The organism is Allobosea sp. 01N443 (genome assembly GCF_056399325.1).
Window position 1 is genome coordinate 36,085 of sequence record NZ_JBFTRC010000004.1, and the last position, 14,173, is coordinate 50,257.

Sequence of the window (14,173 nt, forward strand, 5' to 3'; positions counted from 1 at the left end):
GCGTCAGGCTATTACGTCGCGCGCCTTCAATGCGTCCAGACGCTCGGCAGGCAGACCGAGTTCGTCCGCGAGGACTGCCCAGGTGTCATGGCCCAGCGCCGGCGGCATATGGCGCACCGGCAGCCGTTCGCCATCGAGGCGGTAGGGCGGAGCGAGTACGGCGGGTGCGCCGGCATTGTCCCCGTCCTCCACCAGCATGCCGGCCCGCCCAGCCCGCTCCGAGCGCAAGGCGCGGTTGAGGCCGAGCACCTCGCCGCTGGGAATGCCGTTCGCCGCCAGTTTCGTGAGCAGTTCGGCGCGCGGGCGGGCGCGCAGCTCCGCCTCGATGAGCGGCAACAGTTCGGAGCGGTGGGTGGTGCGCTGGAGATTTGTGGCGTAGCGCGGGTTCTCAGCAAGGTCGACCCGGTCGATCACCGAACGGCAGAAACGATCATATTGAGCGTTGTTCCCGACCGTGAGGACGAGCGCGCCGTCCGCCGCATCGAACACGCCATAGGGTACGATCGAGGGATGGGCGTTGCCGTAGCGCGGCGGGTCCCCGCCGAGCGCCAGGGCCTCCAGCCCGTAATAGGAGGTGACCGAGAGGCCGCAATCGAACAGCGCCATCTCGACATGCCTGCCCTTGCCGGTGCGTCCGCGCTGGACGAGAGCCGCGAGCACGGCCTGCGCCGCATATTGGCCGGTGAAGAGATCGGCAATCGCGACACCGAATTTCAGCGGGGGCTGGTCGTCATTGCCGTTCATGGCCATGAGGCCGGATTCGCCCTGGATGACGAGATCGTAGCCGGGTCGTGCGGCCTCCGGTCCATCGGAGCCGTAGCCGGCAATGGAGCAGTAGATCAGGCCGGGGTTCCCGGCGCTGAGCGCGGCATAGCCAAGGCCGAGCTTGTCGGCGCCGCCGGTTTTGAAATTCTGGATCAGCACGTCGCTCTTGCGCGCGAGCTCAAGGATGATGGCGAGGCCCTCGGGCTGGCCGAGATCGATGCCGATCGAGCGCTTGTTGCGGTTGACGCTGTTGAAATAGCAGGTGTTGCGCTCTCCGAGCCGCATGCCCCAGTCGCGCGTATCGTCGCCGCGCTGGGGATGCTCGACCTTGATGACATCGGCGCCGAGATCGGCCAGGACCTGGCCGCACCAGGGGCCGGCGAGGATGCGCGAGAGATCGAGAACGCGAATGCCGGCGAGGGGAAGGTCGGATGCGATCACGAACCCATCACTCCTTCAAGACTGGCTGCCAGCGCGATCAGGCGCGGCCGGACGTCCTCGAGCAGGAAACCKGGATCGAGGATGACGGTCGGCGCGCCGCAATTGATCGTCATCGGCGGCAGGCCTCCACCGGGGTGGAAGGCCACTGCGATCGCGCTCACCGTCGGCTGCCAGTCGCCGAAGGAGCGGACGCAACCTGTCATGCGATACTCCTCGAGCGCCTGTTCAATGCCCTCGCGCAGACTCGGCCAGGCAGCGTCGTCGACGGAGCGGAAATCGTCCATGATGGCCTGGCGCTCGGCCGGGTCGCAGGCGGCGAGATAGGCCCGGCCCATGGCGCTGCGTGCCATCGAGATGCGCGAGCCGGTATCGATGTTGAGGGCGATCGCGACCTCGCCCCGGCAGCACTCGATATAGCGCATGCTCAGCCGGTCGCGGACGCCGAGGCCGACCGAGGCCTTGGCGAAGTCGGCGAGTTCCTGCATGCCGGGCCGTGCGATCTGGCGCACATCGAGCCCGGCAAGCGCGGTGGCGCCGAGTGCGATCAGCGCGGTGCCAAGCCGGTATGCTCCGCTATGCGGGACATGATGGAGATAGCCCAGCTTGGTCAGCGTATAGGTCAGCCGCGAAACGGTGGAACGGGCAAGTCCGCAGCGTGCTGCGATTTCCGAGTTGGCGAGCGCATCCTCGTTGCGCTTGAAACAGGCGAGCACATCGAGCCCACGCGCCAGGGCGGTGACGAAATGCCGGTCTTCCTTCGGCCCGGCTCGTTCGCCGCGTTCGGGGGCGTCCGACAGCTGCGCCGCCATTGCCTCAGCGTTTCATCAGGAACGCGGCGAAGGCGGCCTGCGCCTCGGCCGAGACCAGGCGCTCGCCGAAATGCCTGGCTTCGAGCGCGATCGTTTCGGCCACGGCGGCGGCATTGCCGCGCTTCAGCAGCATCTTCGTCAGGGCGACCGATTGCGGCGGCAGGGCAGCGAGCGCCCGCGCCTTGTCGAGCGCGATCGAGAGCGCTTCGCCTTCCGCCACCACGGCATTGACGAGGCCCGCTTCGGCTGCCGTCTCGGGAGGGAACGCCTCGCCCAGCAGCAGCAGTTCCGCGGCGCGCTTGCTGCCGGCAATCATCGGCAGCAGATGGCTCGATCCGCCTTCGGGGCAGAGCCCGAGCGTAACGAAGGGCAGGCGGAAGCTGGCGCTACGCCCGGCGAAGGCAAGGTCGCAATGCAACAGCATGGTGGTGCCGATGCCGACGGCAAAGCCTTCGACCGCGGCGACGATCGGCTTCTTCGCCGTCGAGATCGTCGTCAGGAAATCGATGGCGATGCGCGCACCGTCGCCCGAGGCCGCGGCGAAATCCTTGATGTCGTTACCGCTGGTGAAGCACCCGGCCGCGCCGGTGAGCACCAGCGCGCGGACAGCCTCATCAGCTTCGCCTGCGGTGATGGCCGCGATCAATCCGCCATAGGTTGCGCGGTCGAGCGCGTTGCGCCGGTCGGGGCGATTGATGGTGATCTGGAGGACGCCGGGAAAGGGGCTTTGAGTCAGAACGGTCGCGGTCATCCCTTGCCTATCCCCTGTCGATCTTCACGCAATCCCAGCAGCGCTGTTCTGCCTGTCGGAAGGATGCGCCGTGATACTGGATTCGCAGGAACGATCCGTCCTAGCGTCGATCCGTGCAAGGCATGACATGCAGCTTCCGGAGCGGTCAAGTTGTGGGCGTTCATTCTGCAATGCAGTTCCCGCTTGTGGCGCCGCCGGAGCCGTCCTGCCCATTCTTGACAAGCCGTGGCCAGTCGCCTCTCTAGTCCGAGAAATGCAGCATTCAATTCTGCAGTGCAGACTGAAAGCGTGAGGAACATGCCCATGGAGACCGTCCGGCTCTCGCAGCGCGGCCCGGTGGCGATCGCGACCATCGATAATCCTCCTGTGAATGCCCTGAGTGCGAGCCTGCGGGCCGCTCTCGTCGATGCGCTTTCGCGCGCGGCTGCCGATCCGGCGGTCGAGTCTATCGTGATCGCGGCCGCCGGGCGGGCCTTCATCGCCGGTGCCGATATCAGCGAGTTCGGCAGGCCGCCGGTCGAACCGACCTTGCCTGGCGTGCTCGCGATCATCGAAGGCTCCGCGAAGCCGGTGGTGGCTGCCATTCAGGGCGTCGCGCTGGGCGGGGGGCTGGAACTGGCGCTCGCCTGCCATGGCCGTGTGGCGGCACCAGCGGCAAAGCTCGGCCTGCCCGAGATCAAGCTCGGCATCATTCCGGGTGCCGGCGGAACCCAACGCCTGCCGCGCGTGATCGGTGCGGCGAAGGCCTTTCCCCTGATGCTGAGCGGAGAGGCGATCTCTGCGGAGAAGGCGGCCGCACTCGGCCTCGTCGACCGGGTCGTCGAGGGCGACCTCGTCGCTGCGGCCATTGCGCTGGCGCAGGAGCTTGCGGCCAAGGGGGCGCCCGTGAAGACCGGCGAGCGCGCGGACATGCTGACATCATCCGACCGCGAGGCGTTCGAGGCTTTGGCCAAGGATGCGGCAGCCAGGTCGGGCGACATGCCGAATGCGCTGGCGCTGATCGAGGCGGTGCGCGGCGTCTTCACCCTGCCATTTGGCGAGGGGCTTGCTGCCGAGCGCGCGCTGTTCCTCAAGCTGGTCGTCGATGACCGTTCCAAGGCCCTGCGCTACGCCTTCTTTGCCGAGCGCGAGGCGGCCAAGGTCCCGGGCATCGACGAGGGCAAGGGGACGCGTCAGATCCGGCAGGCGGYCGTCATTGGCGCCGGCACGATGGGTGGCGGGATCGCGATGTGTTTCGCCAATGCCGGCATCCCAGTGACCGTGATCGAGACGACGCGGGAGCAGCTCGACAAGGGCTATGCCCGCATCCGCGACACCTACGGCTTCTCGGTCAAGCGCGGTTCGCTGACGGAGGCCGCGCGTGACCAGCGCATGGCGCTGATCACGCCGAAGCTCGGGCTCGAGGCGGCAGCGGAGGCGGATATCGTGATCGAAGCCGCCTTCGAGGAGATGGGCGTCAAGCAGGAGATCTTCGGCGCGCTCGATGGGATTGCGAAGCAAGGCGCAATCCTGGCCTCGAACACCTCCTATCTCGACCTCGCGACGATCGCCATGGCAACGAAGCGGCCGCAGGATGTGATCGGGATGCATTTCTTCAGCCCGGCCAATGTCATGAAGCTGCTTGAAATCGTGCGGCCAGCCGGCGTTGCGGATGATGCGGTGGGCACTGCGATTTCGCTCGGACGCAGGCTCGGCAAGGTGCCGGTCGTGGTCGGGAACTGCTTCGGCTTCGTTGGCAACCGCATGCTGGAACAGCGCACGCGGGCCGCCGAGCGGCTGCTGATCGCCGGTGCGCTGCCGCATGAGGTCGACGCGGCGCTGACCGGTTTCGGCTTCAAGATGGGGCCATTCGCGATGTCGGATCTCGCGGGCAACGATATCGGCTGGCGCACGCGCAAGTCGCGCGGCAAAACCGCAGCGGTCGCGGACGCGATCTGCGAGCGCGGCTGGTTTGGTCAGAAGACCGGGCGTGGCTACTATCTCTATCCGGAGGGCGCGCGCGCCGGGCAACGCGACCCGGAGGTCGAGGCGCTGATTGCGCAGGTTTCCAAGGAGCAGGGCGTTGAGCGCCGGGCGATGAAGCCGGACGAAATCCTGGCGCGCCTGCTCGATCCGATGGTCAATGAGGGTGCGAAGATCCTCGCGGAGGGGATTGCTGCGCGGCCGGGCGATATCGATACGATCTGGATCAACGGCTATAACTGGCCGGCCTGGCGCGGTGGGCCGATGCACTGGGCTGACTCTGTCGGGCTCGACGTGATCGTCAAGCGTCTGGAAAGGCTCGCAGCGGAAAGCGGTGATGCCGCGCTCGAACCGGCGCCGCTGCTGCGCGAGCTCGCGGCCGAGGGCAAGGGCTTCGCGGACCTGAAGGCCAGGGCGGCGTGATCCAGGCAGCGCGCCCGATCTGGCAGGAGCGCTTTCCGCAGGCCTGCGACTGGGACGCGGCAGTGGAAACCGGTACGGTGCCGGATCTGCTCGTGCCGGCCGTCGCGGCGCGGCCGGACGCGGTGGCCATCGCGTTCCGCGAGAGCGAGCTGAGCTATGGCGAACTCGACAGGCTGGCCACCCGGCTCGCGGCGGGGTTGATCGCCGATGGCGTCAGGCAGGGCGACCGGGTGGCGCTGTTCCTTCCCAATACGCTCTGGCATCCCGTCGCGTTCTTCGCGGTCGCGCGCTGCGGCGCGACCGTCGTGCATCTCAGCGCGCTCGATGCCTTGCGGGAGCTTGAGCACAAGCTCGTGGCGACGCAGCCGGTCCGCCTGATCACCACGAACCTTCCAGGCTTCCTGCCGCAGGTGCAGGCGTTGCGTGCGGCGGGCTTCGTCGATCGCGTATTGGTCGGCGAGGATGCGCGCTGGGGACCGGGGGAGGCCGAGCCGCAGGATCTGCCGCCTGGTGGCGGCTTCGCCTGGCTCGACGACCTGATGACGGCGCCTGACCCGGCGAACTGGCCGGTGCTTTCACCCGACGATGTGATGCTGCTGCAGTTCACCGGCGGCACGACAGGGGCGCCGAAGGCAGCGATGCTGACGCATGGCAATCTTGTCTCGGCGGTGAACATCTACCGTCTCTGGACTGATGGCGAACCGTTGGAAGCCGGAGCGCAGACCGCGATCGCGGTGCTGCCGCTGTTCCATATCTACGCGCTGACCACGATCCTGCTGCGCCATTTGCGGGACGRCAACCGCATCCTGCTGCGCCAGCGCTTCGATGTCGAAACCCTGATCGAGGATATCGCGATCCGTCGCGCGACGATGTTCTCCGGTGTGCCGACGATGTGGTTTGCCCTGCTCAACCGCAAGGGCGTCGAGACGGTCGATTTTTCGTCGTTGCGCTCCTGCGTCTCGGGCGGCGCGCCCCTGCCCTTCGAGGTCCAGACCCGACTCGAAGGCATATTGGGCGTCAGGCTGAACAATGGCTGGGGCATGACCGAGACCGCGCCCGCCGGCTCGCGCCTGCCGAAGCAGGCGAAACCTCGGCCGGGCGTGATCGGCGTACCGCTGCCAGGCCTCGAGATGAAGATCGTCTCGCTCGACGTCGGGCGTGCCGATTGCCCGCCCGACGAAATCGGTGAGATCGCCATTCGCGGCCCCAATGTCTTCAAGGGTTATTGGAACGAGGCGGAGGCGACGCGCGATGCCTTCCACGAGGGCTGGTTCCTGACCGGGGATCTCGGCCGGATGGACGCCGACGGGCTGTTCCAGATCGTCGACCGGCGCAAGAACATGATCATCTCGAGCGGCTTCAACGTCTATCCGGTGGCGATCGAGAATGCGATCTACGAGCATCCGGCGGTGCAGGAAGTGCTGGTGATCGGCATCGACGACGATTATCGCGGCCAGGCGGCGAAGGCCTTCGTCGTGCTCAAGGCCGGCATGCCTGCCTTTACGCTCGACGAATTGCTGCACTTCCTCAAGGATCGCCTCGGCCGGCACGAGACGCCGCGCGCGCTGGAATTTCGCGAGAGCCTGCCGCGCAGCGCTGCCGGGAAGCTGCTGGCGAAGGTGTTGATCGCCGAAGAACAAGAGAAGCGGGCCAAGCCCGCTTCGCCCGAATCCGCTGCATAGGACCTGAGAAAATCCATGACCGAAGCCGTCATCGTCTCCACCGCCCGCACGCCGATCGGCAAGGCCTATCGCGGTGCCTTCAACCAGACCCGCGGTGCCGATCTTGCGGCGCACGCGATCAAGGCAGCCTATGAGAAGGCCGGGATCGAGCCGGCGGCGATCGAGGAGATCGTGCTCGGCTGCGGCTATCCGGAGGCTGCGACCGGCGGCAATGTCGCCCGTCATGCCGCGCTGGTCGCCGGCATCCCGGTCGCGTCTGCCGGTGTCACCGTCAGCCGCTTCTGCGCTTCGGGCCTCGAGGCGATCGCGCATGCGGCGCGGCGCATTGTCATGGACGGCGTGCCGGTCGCGATCGGCGGAGGCGTCGAGTCGATCAGCCTGGTGCAGCCGGTGGTGCGGCGCGAACTCACCCAGAACGACTGGCTGATGAAGCACAAGCCCGMGMTCTACAYGRCGATGATCGAGACCGCCGACAWCGTSGCCSAGCGCTACGGCATCTCGCGCGAGGTGCAGGATCTGTTCTCGCTGGAAAGCCAGCGCCGCACCGCCGCGGCCCAGCAGCGCCTGCTGTTCGACGACGAGATCGTGCCGATGAGCGCAGTGATGTCCGTCACCGACAAGGCGAGCGGCGAAACGCGGAACGAGCAGGTCACGCTCGCCAAGGACGAGGGCAACCGGCCGGACACTACGCTGGAGGGACTTGCGAAGCTGAAGCCGGTGCGCGGCGAGGACAAGTTCATCACCGCCGGCAATGCCAGCCAGCTCTCGGACGGTGCGGCTGCGAGCGTCGTGATGTCGGCGAAGGAGGCTGCGCGGCGGGGCCTGTCGCCGCTCGGCATCTTCCGTGGCTTCGCCTCGGCCGGCTGCGAGCCGGACGAGATGGGCATCGGCCCGGTCTTCGCCGTGCCGCGCCTGCTCGAGCGCAATGGCCTGAAGGTTTCGGATATCGATCTCTGGGAACTCAACGAGGCCTTCGCCTCCCAGTCGATCTATTGCCGCGACACGCTCGGCATCGATCCCGAGAAGGTCAACGTCAATGGCGGCGCGATCTCGGTCGGCCATCCCTTCGGGATGAGCGGGGCGCGGCTGGTTGGCCATGCATTGCTGGAGGGGCGCCGCCGCAAGGCGCGCTATGCCGTCGTCACCATGTGCGTCGCCGGCGGCATGGGCTGCGCGGGGCTGTTCGAGATCAATCAGGGCTAGCCATCATGGACCTGCGCTTCACGCCCGAGGAAATCGCCTTCCGCGATGAGGTGAGGCAGTTCTTCCGCACCGAGATCCCGGCTTCTATCCGCAGGAAGGTCTCCGAAGGCCTCGGGCTGGCGCGGGAGGATTATGTCACCTCGCAGCGGGTCATGAACGCGCGCGGCTGGGCCGTACCGCATTGGCCGAGCGAATGGGGCGGGCAGGATTGGAGCCCGATCCAGCGCTATATCTTCACTGAGGAGATGCTGCTCGCCGCCGTGCCGCTGCCGCAGCAGTTCAATTGCTACATGGTCGGGCCGGTGATCGCGGCCTTCGGCTCCCAGAGCCAGAAGGAGAAGCACCTCGCGCGTATCGCCAATCTCGACGAATGGTGGTGCCAGGGCTTTTCCGAGCCCGGCGCGGGTTCGGACCTCGCCTCGCTGAAGACGCGGGCCGTCCGCGATGGCAATCATTACGTCGTCAACGGCCAGAAGACCTGGACCACGCTCGGGCAGCACGCAGACTGGATCTTCTGCCTCGTGCGCACCGACCCCGCGGCGAAGAAGCAGGCCGGGATCTCTTTCATCCTGATCGACATGAAGACGCCCGGCATCACCCTGCGCCCGATCATCACGCTCGAGGGCCGGCACGAGGTCAACGAGGTTTTCTTCGACGATGTCCGCGTGCCCGTCGAAAACCTCGTCGGCGAGGAGAACAGAGGCTGGGACTATGCCAAGTTCCTCCTTGCCAACGAGCGTGTCGGCATCGCCCGGATCGGCCTCTCCAAGGAACGTCTTGCCCGGATCAAACGGCTGGCGAAGGAGATGCCGGCCGGCGACGGTGTGCTGTGGGATGACGCCGATTTCCGCGAACGGTTTGCGCTGGTCGAGATCGAACTGAAGGCGCTGGAAATCACCCAGATGCGGGTGGTCGCAGCACAGGGCAGGCGCGATCCCAACAAACCCGATCCTGCCTCCTCGATCCTCAAGATCAAGGGCTCCCAATTGCAGCAGGCGACGACGGAACTGCTGCTGGAGGTGGCCGGGCCATTCGCGCTTGCCGCGCCGCTGCGGACGGGCGACCTCACCAATGACTGGCCCTTCGAGCATGACTGGGCCGATGCGGCTGCAGCGAGCTATTTCAACAACCGCAAGGTCTCGATCTATGGCGGCTCGAACGAAATCCAGAAGAACATCATCGCCAAGGCGGTGCTGGGGCTTTGACGATGAGGCTTGGCGCCCTGCCGCGTCCTGGCCGGGCTTGTCCCGGCCACCCCCGTCTTCCCTTCACGCGCGTCGCAGGACGCAAGAGCTCGCCACAAGGGCGAGCATGACGCGGTGGCTAGCGCCCCGCCAGGCTGGATGAAACCCGATGGATTTCGACCTCTCCTCCGAACAGGCCCAGCTCAAGGACAGTGTCGAGCGGCTGATCGGCGCGGCCTATGGCACGCTCGACGCGCGGCAGGCCTTGGCGAAGGAGCCGCTCGGCTTCTCCGAGAAGGGTTGGGCGCAGCTTGCGGAGCTGGGCCTCACCGGCATCCCGTTTTCTGAGGAGGAGGGCGGTTTCGGCGGCGGTCCTGTCGAGACCATGGTGGTGATGGAGGCGCTGGGCAAGGGACTGGCGCTTGAGCCCTATCTTGCGAGCATTGTGCTGGGTGGCGGCGCCGTCCGGTTCGGCGGTTCGGCTGAACAGAAGGCGCGGATCATTCCGGGCATCGTTGACGGCACCCTGCGCCTGGCGCTGGGCTTCACCGAGAAGCAGTCACGCTACGATCTCTTCGACGTGGCGACGAGCGCGCAGCGCAGGGAGACAGGGTTCGTGCTCGATGGCGCCAAGAGCGTCGTGATCAATGGCGACAGCGCGCACCGGATCGTGGTGAGCGCCAGGACAGATGGCGGCCGGCGCGACCGGACCGGTATCAGCCTCTTCCTCGTCGATGCGGCGGCGCCCGGCGTGAGAACCCGAGGCTACCCGACACAGGATGGCGGACGCGCTGCGGAGATCGCCTTCTCCGGCGTCGTGCTCGGCCAGGAGGCTCTGCTGGGATCGCTCGGCGCAGGGCTGCCGATCCTCGAGCGTGTCGCTGACCACGCCATTGCTGCGCTCGCCGCCGAAGCTGTCGGCATCATGGATGCGCTGCACGGCCTGACCGTCGACTATCTCAAGACGCGCCAGCAGTTCGGCGTCGCGATCGGCCAGTTCCAGGTGCTGCAGCATCGCGCCGTCGACATGCTGATGGCGCTCGAACAAGCCCGCTCGATGGCGCTCTATGCCGCGATGATGGTCGGCCATCCCGATGCGGGCGAGCGGACCGCCGCGTTGTCGGCTGTGAAGGTCCAGATCAATCGCTCCTGCCGGCTGGTGGGGCAGGAGGCGGTGCAGCTCCATGGCGGCATCGGCATGACGATGGAATATCTCGGCGCGCATTATTTCAAGCGCCTGACCATGATCGAGAGCCTGTTCGGCGATACCCCCCATCATCTGCGGCGGGTCGGGCAGGCTGGCGGGCTGGTCGCTGCCTCCTGAGGCGACTTGCCGGACGGAGGCGCCCCTTGTCATCTTCGGGGCCGCGTCGTTGACTGGTTTGGCCCAGTGCGTGTCCCCGGAGGTGCGATCGTGAGTTCCGGCCTTGTCGCCCTGCTCGACGATATCGCGGCGCTTGCGAAGGTCGCTGCGGCGTCCCTCGACGATGCCGCGAGCCAGGCGGCGAAGGCGAGTGCCAAGGCTGCCGGCATCGTCATCGACGATACGGCCGTGACGCCGCGCTATGCCGTCGGGTTCAGCGCGGATCGGGAACTTCCGATCATCGGGCGGATCGCGCTGGGCTCATTGCGGAACAAGCTGGTATTCCTGCTGCCGGCGGCGCTCCTGCTGGCGCTGTTCGCACCCTGGGCAATCACGCCGCTGCTGATGCTGGGCAGCCTCTATCTCTGCTTCGAGGGAGCCGAGAAGGTCCTGGAACTGGTCCGGCCTCATGGCGCTGATGTCGAAGGCGAGGGCGCCTCGGCGGKGATCGACGCCACCCAGTTCGAGAACCAGAGAATCAGCGGTGCAGTGAGGACCGACTTCATCCTCTCGGCGGAGATCATGGCGATCACGCTCGCAAGCGTGTCTCAGTCCTCGTTCTGGACGCAGGCGCTGGTCCTGGCCATCGTCGGCATCGGGATGACCGCCTTCGTCTACGGTCTCGTCGCGCTGATCGTGAAGGCCGATGATGCCGGCGTTGCTCTGGCGCAGAACGATCACCCCATCTCAAACCTGCTTCACCTTGGGCGTGGCAAACGCCCCGCCGAAGCCGAGCCCAGCACCGTCGACCGCCTGCTGCGGCCCCTGTCCAAGGGATTCGGGCGGGGGCTCGTGGTGAGCATGCCCGTGCTGCTCTCGATCCTCAGCGCTGTCGGGACCGTCGCCATGCTCTGGGTCGGCGGCGGCATCCTGATCCACGGTTTCGAGGGCTATGGCTTCAGTGCGGTGGGGCACCTCATTCACGATGCCGCCGTGGCATCGGGCCGCCCCGTCCCCGGCCTGGGCGCGGTTGTCGAATGGCTGGTGACGGCGGCGCTGTCGGCGGTCGTCGGGCTGGCCGCGGGCGTGGCAACGATGATCGGCGTTCACTTCGCCGTTGCGCCAGTGCTGAAGCTGTTCGGCAAGAGCAAGCCGAAGCTGGTGTAGCTCCTGCCTTCAGTCGAGCCAGGCGGTGAAGGTCTCGACCGGCTCGCGCTCCGGCACGAGCCGGTTCGCAGCTGCGTCAGGGTCGGCATGGCCGATCGCGATGCCGCAGACGACGACCTCGCTCTCGGGGATCGCCAACGCATCGCGCACGACCGGATGAAAGCGGGCAAAAATCGCCTGCGGGCAGGTATCGAGGCCATGCGCCTGGGCAGCGATCAGCAGATTCTGGATGAACATGCCGAGATCGAGCCAGGAGCCGATTTCGAGGTCGCGGTCGATCGTCACCATCAGCGCGACCGGCGCGCCGAAAAAGCGCAGGTTATAAGCCGTCTGCCGCTTCATACCCTCATGGTCACCCCTGGTGACGCCGAGCAGGCCATAGAGGTCCCAGCCGACCTTGCGGCGGCGCGACTGATAGGGCTCGGTGAAGGTCTGCGGGTAGTAGCGGTACTCCTCCGCCGGTTTGAAGTCGGGATCGTCGAGCGCAGCGAGCAACCCGGCTTCCAGCCGTGCCCGGCTCTTGGGGCCGAGCACACGCGCCTTCCAGGGCTGCATATTGGTCCCGCTCGGCGCTTGGGCGGCGAGTTCGAGCAGGAGCCGCACCAGCGCAGGATCGACCGGATCCGGCAGAAAGGCACGCACCGCGCGGCGACTGCGGATGGCCTGTTCGACCATATCCGGTGCAAGCGCGGTGCGTTTGTTCATCCCCGTGCCGCCTCACGCGCCTTCAGGAAGGCGTGGTGCTCGGCGAGCAGGTCGCCGGCGAGCGCCTTGGCGATCAGCGCGCGGGTGTTCTCGATGCCGTAGATCGCGGCGAAGGAGCCGAAGCGCGGGCCTTTGGGCTCACCGAGCAGGATCTCGTAGAGCGTGTTGAACCAGGCGAGCGAGACGCCGGCCGAGCCGTCCTTCTGCACGGTCTTGTAAGGATCGCGTCGGCCGATATCGTAGACCGCGTCCTGGATCGTGCCGGCATCGGTGACGCCTGCAGCCGAGAGTTCGCCGAGCCTGGCTGAGAGATCCTGCAGGGCCTGCCGCTCCTCCAGCGTCGCCGGACGGTATTGTTTGGCTGGCTTCACGAAATCCTGGAAATAGCGGATCGCGTAGCCGACCAGCGCGTCGAGACGCGGATGGGTCGCAGGCGAGGCACCCGGCGCATAGCGGCGCAGGAAGCCCCAGAGCACATCCTTGTCCTCAGCATTGGCGACGGCGACGAGGTTCATCAGCAGCCCGAAGGTGACCTGCGTCTTGGCGGCGTTATCGCCTTCGCCCGAGGCGATCACCTCCGGCGCCGGCGGGTTGCCGTTATGGATATGCCAGACGGGATTGCCGAGCCGGTTCTTCCAATCCTGCCGCTCGTAGCCGCCGAGGAACTGCAGATATTCGTCAGCCGCACGCGGAATGACGTCGAAATGCAGCTTCTTGGCCTCGCGCGGACGCGAGTACATGAAGAGCGCCAGGCTCTCCTGCGAGCCATAGGAGAGCCATTGCTCGATGGTCAGGCCGTTGCCCTTCGACTTCGAGATCTTCTGGCCCTGCTCATCGAGGAAGAGCTCGTAGTTGAAGCCGTCCGGCGGCGTCGCATCGAGGGCGCGCGCGATGGCCGACGAGACCTTGACGGAATCGATCAGGTCCTTGCCGGCCATCTCGTAGTCGATGCCGAGCGCGACCCAGCGCATCGCCCAATCCGGCTTCCATTGCAGCTTGGCATGGCCGCCGGTGATAGGGGTCTCGAAACGCTCGCCGCTCTCCGGGTCGGTCCAGGTGATGGTCCCCTTCTCGACATCGCGCGCCTCGATCGGCACCTGCATGACAATGCGGGTCCTGGGATGGATCGGCAGGAAGGGCGAATAGGTCGCGGCGCGCTCCTCGCGGAGCGTTGGCAGCATGATCTTCATCACCGCGTCGTAGCGCGCCAGCAGCTTCAGCAGGGTCGCGTCGAACTCGCCCGCCCGATAGCTGTCGGTCGAGGACTTGAACTCGTAATCGAAGCCGAACTGGTCTAGGAAGGCACGCAGGCGGGCGTTGTTATGCCGGCCGAACGAGTCATGCGTGCCGAAAGGATCGGGGACCTCGGTCAGCGGCCGTCCGAGATGCTTCGCCAGCAATTCCTTGTTCGGGACGTTGTCCGGCACCTTGCGCAGGCCGTCGAGATCGTCGGAGAAGGCGATCAGCCGCGTCGGCACCGTGTCGTCGGTGAGCACGCGGAAGGGCGCACCATCCATCGAGGTGCGCGCGACCTCGCCAAAGGTGCCGATATGCGGCAGGCCCGAGGGGYCGTATCCGGTCTCGAAGAGCACCTCTTTCTTGCCCGATTTCTCGATCCGGGCCACGAGCTTGCGTGCTTCCTCGAACGGCCAGGCGGCCGAACGCTGGGCGGCATCCACGAGCGTGGGATCGAAAGCGGACATTTGCGGCGGGTCCTCGTCTGTCTCAAGGTTTTCGGAAGCTCCGGCTTTGACAGATGAGAACGGGCGGCGTCAATC

Annotated in this window: 11 protein-coding genes; 6 read left to right on the forward strand and 5 right to left on the reverse strand. The window is 66.6% G+C overall.

Annotated features, from left to right (window positions below; genetic code table 11):
* Positions 1-3 precede the first annotated feature (3 nt).
* The 3 genes from AC1DRP_RS02405 to AC1DRP_RS02415 are packed head-to-tail and all read right to left on the reverse strand — an operon-like array spanning position 4 to position 2,766.
* Complete coding sequence (locus tag AC1DRP_RS02405) at positions 4-1,206, reverse strand: CaiB/BaiF CoA transferase family protein (RefSeq protein WP_441504413.1); 1,203 nt, start codon at positions 1,204-1,206, stop codon at positions 4-6.
* Positions 1,203-2,015: an IclR family transcriptional regulator gene (locus AC1DRP_RS02410; protein ID WP_441504414.1), complete on the reverse strand. Its 813-nt coding sequence runs from the start codon at positions 2,013-2,015 to the stop codon at positions 1,203-1,205. The genes AC1DRP_RS02405 and AC1DRP_RS02410 overlap by 4 nt, the downstream gene beginning before the upstream one ends.
* Positions 2,016-2,019: 4 nt before the next feature.
* Positions 2,020-2,766 carry an enoyl-CoA hydratase-related protein gene (locus tag AC1DRP_RS02415; protein ID WP_441488011.1) on the reverse strand — a complete coding sequence of 249 codons (747 nt, stop codon included), beginning with the start codon at positions 2,764-2,766 and terminating at the stop codon, positions 2,020-2,022.
* Between the two features lie 297 nt (positions 2,767-3,063).
* On the opposite strand from AC1DRP_RS02415, the gene AC1DRP_RS02420 reads away from it, so the two are divergent.
* The 6 genes from AC1DRP_RS02420 (at position 3,064) to AC1DRP_RS02445 (ending at position 11,690) form a co-directional block, all read left to right on the forward strand.
* Positions 3,064-5,151: a 3-hydroxyacyl-CoA dehydrogenase NAD-binding domain-containing protein gene (locus tag AC1DRP_RS02420; protein WP_476767708.1), complete on the forward strand. Its 2,088-nt coding sequence runs from the start codon at positions 3,064-3,066 to the stop codon at positions 5,149-5,151.
* Entirely contained in the window at positions 5,148-6,833 is a 1,686-nt protein-coding gene (locus AC1DRP_RS02425; protein ID WP_476767709.1) for an AMP-binding protein, read from the forward strand. Before AC1DRP_RS02420 ends, AC1DRP_RS02425 begins: the two co-directional genes overlap by 4 nt.
* Before the next feature lie 15 nt (positions 6,834-6,848).
* Positions 6,849-8,036, forward strand: coding sequence for an acetyl-CoA C-acyltransferase (locus tag AC1DRP_RS02430; protein WP_476767710.1), 1,188 nt, complete (start codon positions 6,849-6,851; stop codon positions 8,034-8,036).
* A 5-nt stretch (positions 8,037-8,041) separates the two neighbouring features.
* On the forward strand, positions 8,042-9,241 hold the full coding sequence (locus AC1DRP_RS02435; RefSeq protein ID WP_441504419.1) for an acyl-CoA dehydrogenase family protein: 1,200 nt from the start codon (positions 8,042-8,044) through the stop codon (positions 9,239-9,241).
* A 148-nt stretch (positions 9,242-9,389) separates the two neighbouring features.
* Positions 9,390-10,544, forward strand: coding sequence for an acyl-CoA dehydrogenase family protein (locus AC1DRP_RS02440; RefSeq protein ID WP_476767711.1), 1,155 nt, complete (start codon positions 9,390-9,392; stop codon positions 10,542-10,544).
* 90 nt (positions 10,545-10,634) lie between these two features.
* A complete protein-coding gene (locus tag AC1DRP_RS02445; protein WP_476767712.1) occupies positions 10,635-11,690 on the forward strand; it encodes a DUF808 domain-containing protein in 1,056 nt (351 codons plus the stop codon).
* A gap of 9 nt (positions 11,691-11,699) precedes the next feature.
* On the opposite strand, the gene AC1DRP_RS02450 is transcribed toward AC1DRP_RS02445, so the two are convergent.
* Positions 11,700-12,395: a nitroreductase gene (locus AC1DRP_RS02450; protein WP_441504422.1), complete on the reverse strand. Its 696-nt coding sequence runs from the start codon at positions 12,393-12,395 to the stop codon at positions 11,700-11,702.
* Entirely contained in the window at positions 12,392-14,098 is a 1,707-nt protein-coding gene (locus tag AC1DRP_RS02455; protein ID WP_476767713.1) for a lysine--tRNA ligase, read from the reverse strand. Before AC1DRP_RS02455 ends, AC1DRP_RS02450 begins: the two co-directional genes overlap by 4 nt.
* Between the last annotated feature and the right edge of the window lie 75 nt (positions 14,099-14,173).